Origin of the sequence: Methylobacterium sp. J-088 (assembly GCF_022829295.1) — a bacterium.
Classification (GTDB): Bacteria; Pseudomonadota; Alphaproteobacteria; order Rhizobiales; family Beijerinckiaceae; genus Methylobacterium.
The window spans coordinates 43,960-52,227 of the sequence record NZ_JAKSYH010000089.1; the positions used below are offsets into that span (position 1 = coordinate 43,960).

At 69.1% G+C, this 8,268-nt stretch carries 8 protein-coding genes; 7 read left to right on the top strand and 1 reads right to left on the bottom strand.

Annotation, left to right across the window (positions count from 1 at the left end):
- Positions 1-23: 23 nt before the first annotated feature.
- The 6 genes from MKK63_RS10355 to MKK63_RS10380 all read left to right on the top strand — a co-directional run bounded on the left by MKK63_RS10355 (position 24) and on the right by MKK63_RS10380 (position 5,970).
- A complete protein-coding gene (locus MKK63_RS10355) occupies positions 24-818 on the top strand; it encodes a thymidylate synthase (RefSeq protein WP_244001313.1) in 795 nt (264 codons plus the stop codon).
- Positions 815-1,306, top strand: a complete 492-nt coding sequence (locus MKK63_RS10360) for a dihydrofolate reductase (RefSeq protein WP_244001315.1) — start codon at positions 815-817, stop codon at positions 1,304-1,306. The genes MKK63_RS10355 and MKK63_RS10360 overlap by 4 nt, the downstream gene beginning before the upstream one ends.
- Positions 1,307-1,589: 283 nt before the next feature.
- The gene (gene hflK, locus MKK63_RS10365) at positions 1,590-2,780 is read left to right on the top strand and encodes an FtsH protease activity modulator HflK (RefSeq protein WP_244001317.1); all 1,191 of its coding nucleotides are present in this window, start codon (positions 1,590-1,592) and stop codon (positions 2,778-2,780) included.
- Positions 2,777-3,733 (top strand): protease modulator HflC, encoded by a 957-nt coding sequence (hflC, locus tag MKK63_RS10370; RefSeq protein WP_243922011.1) that lies wholly within the window; start codon positions 2,777-2,779, stop codon positions 3,731-3,733. Before hflK ends, hflC begins: the two co-directional genes overlap by 4 nt.
- Before the next feature lie 109 nt (positions 3,734-3,842).
- Positions 3,843-5,402: a DegQ family serine endoprotease gene (locus tag MKK63_RS10375; RefSeq protein ID WP_244001319.1), complete on the top strand. Its 1,560-nt coding sequence runs from the start codon at positions 3,843-3,845 to the stop codon at positions 5,400-5,402.
- Positions 5,403-5,541: 139 nt separating this feature from the next.
- On the top strand, positions 5,542-5,970 hold the full coding sequence (locus MKK63_RS10380) for a CCDC90 family protein (RefSeq protein ID WP_244001322.1): 429 nt from the start codon (positions 5,542-5,544) through the stop codon (positions 5,968-5,970).
- Positions 5,971-5,974: 4 nt separating this feature from the next.
- On the opposite strand, the gene serB is transcribed toward MKK63_RS10380, so the two are convergent.
- Complete coding sequence (serB, locus tag MKK63_RS10385) at positions 5,975-6,868, bottom strand: phosphoserine phosphatase SerB (RefSeq protein WP_244001323.1); 894 nt, start codon at positions 6,866-6,868, stop codon at positions 5,975-5,977.
- A 14-nt stretch (positions 6,869-6,882) separates the two neighbouring features.
- Here serB and miaA point away from each other — a divergent pair, with 14 nt between their 5' ends.
- A complete protein-coding gene (gene miaA / locus MKK63_RS10390; protein WP_244001325.1) occupies positions 6,883-7,797 on the top strand; it encodes a tRNA (adenosine(37)-N6)-dimethylallyltransferase MiaA in 915 nt (304 codons plus the stop codon).
- Positions 7,798-8,268 lie beyond the last annotated feature (471 nt).

The following is an 8,268-nucleotide window of genomic DNA, read 5'->3' on the forward strand; positions in this document are numbered from 1 at the left end:
CCGGTCGCGCGCAGGAATGGCGGATGGACGCTTATCACGACCTGCTCCGGCGCATCCTCGACGCGGGCGCCCCCAAGGAGGATCGCACCGGCACCGGCACCCTCTCGGTGTTCGGCCACCAGATGCGCTTCGACCTGTCGGCCGGATTTCCCCTGGTCACCACGAAGCGCCTGCACCTGCGCTCGATCATTCACGAGCTGCTCTGGTTCCTGGCCGGCGACACCAATGTGGCCGCGCTCCGGGCGAACGGCGTGACGATCTGGGACGAGTGGGCCGACGCGCACGGTGACCTCGGCCCGGTCTACGGCAAACAGTGGCGCTCCTGGCAGAAGCCCGATGGCGGCACGGTCGATCAGATCGCCTGGGTGCTGGACGAGATCCGGCGCAACCCGGATTCGCGCCGCCTGATCGTCTCGGCCTGGAACCCCGCCGATCTCGACAGGATGGCGCTCGCCCCCTGCCACTGCCTGTTCCAGTTTTACGTAAGCGAGGGGCGGCTCTCCTGCCAGCTCTACCAGCGCTCGGCCGACGCCTTCCTGGGTGTGCCGTTCAATATCGCGAGCTACGCGCTCCTAACCCATATGATCGCGCAGGTGACGGGCCTCGGGGTCGGCGACTTCATCCATACCTTCGGCGATGCGCATCTCTACCGGAACCACTTGGAGCAGACCCGGGCCCTGCTGGCCCGGGAGCTGCGTCCGCTGCCGCAGCTGCGGCTGAACCCGGCGGTGCGGGACCTCTTCGCCTTCCGGTACGAGGATATCGCCATCGAGAATTACGACCCGCATCCGGCCATCGCGGCGCCGGTGGCGGTATGAGACCGATCGTCTCCCTGGTCGCGGCCGTCGCCCGCAATGGCGTGATCGGCCGCGACAACGGCCTCGCCTGGCACCTGTCCAGCGACCTGAAGCGGTTCAAGGCGCTCACCATGGGCAAGCCGATGCTGATGGGCCGCCGGACCTGGGCCTCGATCGGCCGACCGCTGCCGGGCCGCCGCACGCTCGTCCTGACCCGCGACCGCGCTTTCCGGGCCGAGGGCGTCGAGGTCGTTCACGACTGGGAAGCCGCACTGGCGGCCGCGTCCGGCTCTGAGCTGATGGTGGTCGGCGGCGCAGAGATCTACGCCCTGGCACTGCCGCAGGCCGATCGCCTTCATCTGACCGAGGTTGCGGCCGAGCCCGAAGGCGACGTGCGATTCCCGGCCTTCGACCGAGCTTGGTTCCGCGAGACGTTGCGCGAGGCGCACCCCGCCGGCCCCCGCGACGAGCACGCGTTCGCGTTCGTAGATTGGGAACGTGTGCGCTGAGGCGCGCGGCCGCATTTGCCTTTGGGGACCGGGATGCCCACCTGCCAGCCTTGACAGCACGGGGCGTGCGCCCGCAGGTGCCTGTCTGGTGCGCGTGCTCACGTCGGGCTTGCGTATCTTACAGGAAGATGCGTGCGTGCAGGCTCTTAGGCCTCCGACAGGCCCAGGTCGCCCGGCTATCGACCCGGATCGGCGGGACTAGGCGGGCGAGCGTGGCCGTTCAGGCAAGGGGCGCCGGCCGGCATGAAGGTCGGGCGCGGACAGGCGGGAGACGACGGCTAGGATGCCTTGGAGCAATCAGAGCGGCGGCGGAGGCCCCTGGGGCCGGCCCGGCGGGAACGGCGGCAACGGCGGTGGAGGTCCGTGGGGCAACGGCGGTAAGACCCCGCCGAACCTCGAGGACCTGCTTCGGCGCGGGCAGGACCGGCTGCGCGGCCTGATCCCGGGCGGTGGCGGCTCCAGCGGCTATGGCGGCGGCGGCTCGACCGGCCTCGGTGGCGGTCGTAGCGCGGCGGTGATCGCGGCGCTCGCCGTCGCGGTCTGGCTCGCCACCGGCTTCTACACCGTCTACCCGCGTCAGGTCGGCATCGAGACGATCTTCGGCCGCTACGTCGGCACCAAGGGCGAGGGCCTGCGCTACAACTTCCCTTATCCGATCGGCGGCGTGGTCAAGCCTGACGTCGGATCGCAGAATTCGATCCAGATCGGCTTCCGCGCCGGTCCCGGCGGCCAGGGCCGCAACCGCGACGTGCCGGACGAGAGCCTGATCCTCACCGGCGACGAGAACATCGTCGATCTCGACTTCGAGGTGCAGTGGCGGATCAACCCGCTGAAGGCCTCCGATTTCGTGTTCAACCTCCAGAACCCCGAGGGCACCATCAAGGCGATCTCCGAGAGCGCGATGCGCGAGGTGATCGGCCGCCGCAACATTCAGGCGATCCTGACCAACGAGCAGTCGAGCATCGCCCAGGAGGTCAAGGAGATGGTCCAAAAGGCGCTGGACGAGTACGGCGCCGGCGTGCGCATCGAGGTGGTGCAGCTTGTCTCGGTGAACCCGCCGCCCGAGGTGCGCCCGGCCTTCATCGACGTGAACGCCGCCCAGCAGGATGCCGATACGGCGCAGAACGAGGCCAAGACCTACGCCAGCCGCGAGGTCCCTCAGGCCCGCGGTAAGGCGTCCCAGATCTTCCAGCAGGCCGAGGCCTACCGGACCAAGGCGACCGCCGATGCCACCGGCCAGGCGGCGCGCTTCAGCGAGGTCTACGCCTCCTACAAGGCTGCCCCGGCGATCAGCCGCGAGCGGATCTTCCTGGAGACGATGGAGAAGGTTCTGGGCTCCGTGAACAAGGTGATCATCGACCAGAACGGGACACAGCCCGGCGCCGCGACGGCGGCCGGCGTGCTGCCGGTGCTGCCGCTCTCGGAGTTCGGCGCCCGGGCCCAGACCCAGACCCAGACGGGAGCCGCCCGATGAAGCAGGCTCTTCGCACCGGCCTGATCGCGGTCGCCGCAATCGTCGCGATCGGGCTCTACGCCTCGATCTTCACCGTCGGCCAGATGCAGCAGGCGCTGGTCCTGCAATTCGGCCGGGTCCGCGCCGTCCTCAACGCCACCGGCGAAGAGAAGCCCGGGCTCTACTTCAAGGTCCCGTTCGTCGAGAACGTCGTGATCTTCGACAAGCGCGTGCTCGACCTCGATCTACCGGTTCAGACGGTGCTCACCGCGGACCGTCAGAACCTGGAGGTGGACGCCTTCGCCCGCTACCGGATTCTCGATCCGCTGCGCTTCTATCAGGCGGTGGGCAATATCGGGCTGGCCAACCAGCGGCTCGCGAGCTTCACCAATTCCGGTCTGCGCAACGTGCTGGCCCGCTCGACCCGCGACGCCATCGTGAAGACCGATCGCGGCCAGCTGATGCACCAGATCCAGGAGGACGTGAACCGGCAGGCCAAGGCGCTCGGCATCGAGATCGTCGATCTGCGCATGACCCGCGTCGATCTGCCGGCGCAGAACTCGGCCGCTGTCTACAAGCGGATGAAGACCGAGCGCGAGCGCGAGGCCGCCGACATCCGGGCGAATGGCGATCAGATCGCCGCCACGATCCGTGCAAAGGCCGATCGCGAGGTCACGGTGATTTTGGCTGAGGCGACCCAGAAATCCGAGCAGCTGCGCGGTCAGGGTGACGCAGACAAGAACCGGATCCTCGCCGAGGCGTTCGGCAAGGACCCGGACTTCTTCAGCTTCTACCGCTCGATGCAGGCCTACGAGGTTGGGCTGAAGGGATCGGACACGCGCCTCGTGATCAGCCCGAATACGGACTTCTTCCGCTACTTCAGCGATCCACAGGGCCGCGCCGCGGCAACGCGTCCCCCGCGCCCTGCAGATCCGAACGCGACCACCGGGTCCACCGCGGGCGCCGCACGCTGAGCGTGTCGGCGTCCCGGCCCCCCGGGACTACTGAGTGCGACAACACGCGGACCCTGATCTCCGGTGAGGGATCCGCGGAGCCGGAAACGCGGTCTTGAAGAGGTCGATCATGCACCCCGCCGTGCGCGCCCCCGTGGCGCCCTTCGGCCGCGCTGAGGCGCAGCCCCGTATCCTGGCCCGCTCCCGCGCCCGCAGCCTTGTGGCGGCCGTCCTCGTGGGCGCCGCCGCGGTGACGGCGGCCCTGCCGATCCCGGCTTTCGCCAAGGGTCCGGCGTCGCTCGCCGACCTCGCCGACCAAGTGACCGATGCGGTGGTGAATATCTCCGCCTCCACGACGGTCGAGGCACGCGGCGGCAGCCGCGCCGGACCTCAGGTGCCTCCGGGTACGCCGTTCGAGGATCTGTTCGAGGAATTCTTCAATCGCCGCGGCGGTCGGGGAGGCGGGGGAGGTGGCGGCGACAACGACACGCCGCGGACGCAGCGCAAGTCGAACTCGCTGGGTTCCGGCTTCATCATCGACGCCTCCGGGCTCGTGGTGACCAACAACCACGTCATCGGCGATGCCAACGACATCCAGGTGATCCTGCACGACGGCACCAAGCTGAAAGCCGAGATCGTCGGCAAGGATTCGAAGATCGATCTCGCGGTGCTGCGCGTGAAGCCCACAGCCGATCGGCCGCTGAAAGCGGTGCCGTTCGGTGATTCCGACAAGATGCGGCCGGGCGACTGGGTGATCGCCATCGGCAACCCGTTCGGGCTGGGCGGCTCGGTCTCGGCCGGCATCGTCTCGGCCCGGGGCCGGAACATCGAGTCCGGTCCGTATGACAACTACATCCAGACCGACGCGGCCATCAACAAGGGCAATTCCGGCGGTCCGCTGTTCAACATGGACGGCGAGGTGATCGGCATCAACACGGCGATCCTGTCGCCCACCGGAGGCTCGGTCGGCATCGGCTTCGCCGTCCCCTCGGACACGGCCAAGCCGGTGATCGACCAGCTCCGCGAGTTCGGCGAGGTTCGCCGCGGCTGGCTCGGGGTGCGGATCCAGAACGTCGACGATGCCACCGCCGAGGCGTTGAACCTCAAGGGTGGGCCGCGGGGCGCTCTTGTCGCCGGCGTCGACGAAAAGGGCCCGGCCAAGACCGCCGGGATCGAGGTCGGCGACGTGATCCTCAAGTTCAACGGCACGCCCGTGAAGGCCTCCGGCGACCTGCCGCGGATCGTGGCCTCCACCCCGGTGGGGCAGAAGGTCGATGTGATCGTCATGCGCAAGGGCGAGGAGGTGACCAAGCCCGTCACCCTCGGCCGCCTGGAGGACAGCGACAAGCCGCAGCCCGCCAACCTGCGCCAGCCCGAGCCGGAGAGCGCCACGCGTCAGGCGCTGGGCCTCAACCTGTCCGGCATGACCGACGATCTGCGCAAGAAGTACTCCATCAAGGACACGGTGAAGGGCGTGGTCGTCACCCGCGTCGATCCGAACTCGACGGCGGCCGACAAGCGGATCCAGCCGGGCGAGGTGATCGTCGAGGTCGGCCAGGAGGCGGTGAACACGCCGGCTGACGTGACCAAGCGGATCGATGCCCTGAAGAAGGATGGGCGCAAGTCGGTGCTGCTGCTGGTGGCGAGCGCGACGGGCGACGTGCGCTTCGTGGCGGTCGGGCTGGACTGAGCGGGCTCTCACGCAGGATCAGGGGCCGTCGCTACGTGAGAAGCGGCGGCCTTTTGCATGCGGGACGCCGCATTGACGCGGCGCTGCGGGGCGGCACACTGATCCGGCGAGTCGGTGCGGCTCGGACAGTCCTGGACCTATGACAGCTGTCGCCTTCGATACCCTGAAGTTTGCCCGGGCGTTGCGCGATAAGGCAAAGCTGGCGCCCGAACAGGCGGAGGGCTTGGCCGACGCACTCGTAGACGTCTTCGATGGGAACATCGCTGCGAAAGCCGACATCCGTGACCTGCAAACCAATATCCGGGATGTGCAAGCCGAGATTCAAATCGTTCGAAGCGATATCGAGGCCCTGAAGATTCAGACCCGGTCGGATATCGAAGCGTTGCGTCTCACGACACAGGCGGACATCGGTGGTCTGCGCCTGGAAACAAAGGTCGAGATCGAAGCCGTGAAGGGTGCGATCGCCGCCGCAAAGGTCGAGACGGTGCGCTGGCTCGTCGGCGCGATCGGCTTTCAGACGCTGGCCGTGCTGGGTGCCGTGGTCGCCCTGACCCGGACCATCCCCTGAGCGCTCACCCCACGAACTCCGCAGCCGCGTAGCCCTGCAGGTAGAGGAGCGCGGTGAGGTCGCCGTGCTCGACGCGGACCTGTGCCGCCGCGGCCACCGCGGGCTTGGCCCGGAACGCCACGCCGAGGCCGGCCTCGGCCAGCATATCGAGGTCGTTGGCGCCGTCACCGACCGCGAGCGTGTCGGCGGCGTCGAGGCCGAGCACGCCGCGCAGTTCGATCAACGTCGCACGCTTCTCCGCCTTGCCGACGATCGGATCCTCGACCGTGCCGGTCAGGCGGCCGTCCGCCACACCCAGCACGTTGGATCGATGCTCGTGGAAGCCGATCATCGCGGCGATCGGGCCGGTGAACAGGGTGAAGCCGCCGGAGACGAGACAGGTCCGGGCGCCGTGTGCCCGCAGGGTCCGCACCAGCGTGGGACCGCCCGGCGTGAGGCTCAATTGCTCGGCGATCAGCCCGTCGACCGCATCGACCGGAATGTCCTTCAGGAGCGCGACGCGCTCCCGGAGCGCGGGCTCGAAGGCGATCTCGCCCCGCATCGCCCGCTCGGTGATCGCCGCCACGTGGTCCTTGAGGCCGAGGGTCCCGGCGAGTTCGTCGATGCATTCCTGTTCGATCATGGTGGAATCCATGTCGGCCAGAAACAGGCGCTTGCGCCGATGCGCATCGGCCGGCAGCACCGCAAGGTCGATCGGCTCCCCGGCCAGCGCCGTCCGCAGTGCGTCGGTCAGGGCCGCTGCAGCCGCGGGCTCGCCGGGCACCAGCAACTCGGCCGCCACCTCACCGTGCAGGATTCGGGGCTGGTGCTCCGTCCGCAGCACCGCGCGTGTCTCGGCCAGCACCGCGTCGGTGATGGACGGCCGATCCGGGTTTGCTATCAGGACCGCGACCAGCATCGTGGAGGTTCGCCTTGCCAGACCGAGAGGCCGGGGGGCGCCCGGCGGCGATCCTCATCGCAGGGCCCACCGCCTCGGGCAAGTCGGCGCTCGCCGCCCGGCTGGCGCAGCGTCACGACGGCGTGGTGATCAACACCGATTCCATGCAGGTCTACGCCGACCTTCGGCGTCTGACCGCCCGGCCCGATCCCGACGAGGAAGCGCGGGTGCCCCACCGGCTCTATGGCCATGTCGACGGCGCCGTGAATTATTCCGTGGGGCATTTCTCCCGGGATGCGACGGCGCTGCTCCTGACCCTGGACGGACGGTTGCCGGTCTTCGTGGGCGGAACGGGCCTGTATTTCCGGGCGCTGGAGCAGGGGTTTTCGGAGCTGCCGCCCGTGCCCGAGGCGGTGCGCGCCCAGGTGCGGGGCGCGGCGGAGGGGCGCCCGACCGAGGCGCTGCACACCGACCTCGCCCGGCACGATCCCGAGGGGGCGGCACGCCTGCGCCCGAGCGACCGGATGCGCGTGATGCGCGCCCTGGAAATCTTTTTCGCCACCGGACGTCCGATCGCGAGCTTCTACGGCGATCCCGTTCCCGGCCCGCTGGCCGGATGGAACCTCGAAAAGATCTTCCTGGCGCCCGATCGCGCGGTGCTGCGCGCCCGGATCGATGTCCGGTTCCGGACCATGATCGCGGAGGGCGCGCTGGATGAGGTTGCCCGCTTGCGGTCGCGGAGTCTCGACCCGATGCTGCCGGTGATGCGCGCCCACGGGGTGCCGGGCCTGATCGCCCATCTCGACGGGGCGGTGAGCCTCGAAGACGCGATTCTTCGGGGGCAGGCGGATACGCGCGCCTACGCCAAGCGCCAGTTCACGTGGTTCCGCCACCAGATGGGGGAGGGCTGGCACTGGATGGATCCGGAGGCGGCCCAGGTTGAGCTGTGAACTTGCCGCGAAACGCCCTCCTCCGGAGAGGGGCTACCGGATTCACACAGCGCTCTGCCGCTCTTGATTCGGCTGCATCGTTAAAGCCGGGTGATCCCCTCGCCCCGCTTGCGGGGAGAGCGCTCCGGCGACCTTGTCGTCGCCGGAGCGAGGCGGCAGCCGAAGGTGAGGGGGGCACGAACGGAGGAGTCTCTTCCGGAGCCGCCCCCTCACCGCCGCTGCGGCTTCACCTCCGCTTCCCGCACGGACGCCCCGGTCCGTTCGGGCCTCTCCCCGCAGGCGTGGCGAGGGGAACCCGCGCTCAAGCTTGGGGGGTGTTCTCGGTCGCCAGCCGCGCCCGCGCGGCGTACAGCACCCGGTTCACGGGCGCGTCCCAGCCCATCCGGGGCCGCCAGCCGGTCCTGGCTCGTAAAAGCCCGGCCTCACCGGCCGCCCCGCGGATCGCGGGCGTGCGCGCCTGCGTGGCGGCGG

Bases quoted from the DNA above. Each gene is read 5' to 3' on its own strand.
- MKK63_RS10355 (WP_244001313.1), top strand. From the start codon at position 24: ATGGACGCTTATCACGACCTGCTCCGGCGCATCCTCGACGCGGGCGCC.
- MKK63_RS10360 (WP_244001315.1), top strand. From the start codon at position 815: ATGAGACCGATCGTCTCCCTGGTCGCGGCCGTCGCCCGCAATGGCGTG.
- hflK (WP_244001317.1), top strand. From the start codon at position 1,590: ATGCCTTGGAGCAATCAGAGCGGCGGCGGAGGCCCCTGGGGCCGGCCC.
- hflC (WP_243922011.1), top strand. From the start codon at position 2,777: ATGAAGCAGGCTCTTCGCACCGGCCTGATCGCGGTCGCCGCAATCGTC.
- MKK63_RS10375 (WP_244001319.1), top strand. From the start codon at position 3,843: ATGCACCCCGCCGTGCGCGCCCCCGTGGCGCCCTTCGGCCGCGCTGAG.
- MKK63_RS10380 (WP_244001322.1), top strand. From the start codon at position 5,542: ATGACAGCTGTCGCCTTCGATACCCTGAAGTTTGCCCGGGCGTTGCGC.
- serB (WP_244001323.1), bottom strand. From the start codon at position 6,868: ATGCTGGTCGCGGTCCTGATAGCAAACCCGGATCGGCCGTCCATCACC.